Below are 393 nucleotides of genomic sequence, written 5' to 3' on the forward strand. Positions count from 1 at the left end.
GTTGTCGCAGAACATGACCACGCAGTCGCCGCGCCGGAGCCCGCGGGCCAGCAGGGCGTTGGCGACCCGGTTGGCGAGGTCGTCGGCCTGCTTGTAGGTGACCCGCTGGTTGGCGGGATCCGCGAACGCCCCCTCCCAGGCGATGATCGCCTCCTTCTCGGGCAGGCTCCAGGTGACCCGCTCGAGCAGATCGCCGATGCTGGTGCGCTCCCAGCGCGCCGTCGCGCGGCGGCCGTGCAGGCTCGTGACGTCCATCCCGGGACGGTACCGCCGCCGTCGCGCACGCCGTGCCTAGCGCAAGCGCCAGTTGGGCCGGCCGCGGGCGTCCGCCAGGGTGGTCGGGGTGCGCACGCGACGCCTGGTGGAGTTGTCGGCCTTCGGCGGGCCCGAGGT

General features: G+C 74.0%; 1 protein-coding gene. It reads right to left on the bottom strand.

All coding sequences use genetic code 11. The features are described 5' to 3' along the window. A partial coding sequence (locus tag I6F37_RS43850; RefSeq protein ID WP_225154963.1) for an AMP-binding protein occupies nt 1–255 on the bottom strand: 255 nt, incomplete at its 3' end. Nucleotides 256–393: the final 138 nt, after the last annotated feature.

The organism is Bradyrhizobium sp. NBAIM08 (assembly GCF_020193935.1).
Taxonomy (GTDB): Bacteria; Pseudomonadota; Alphaproteobacteria; order Rhizobiales; family Xanthobacteraceae; genus Bradyrhizobium; species Bradyrhizobium yuanmingense.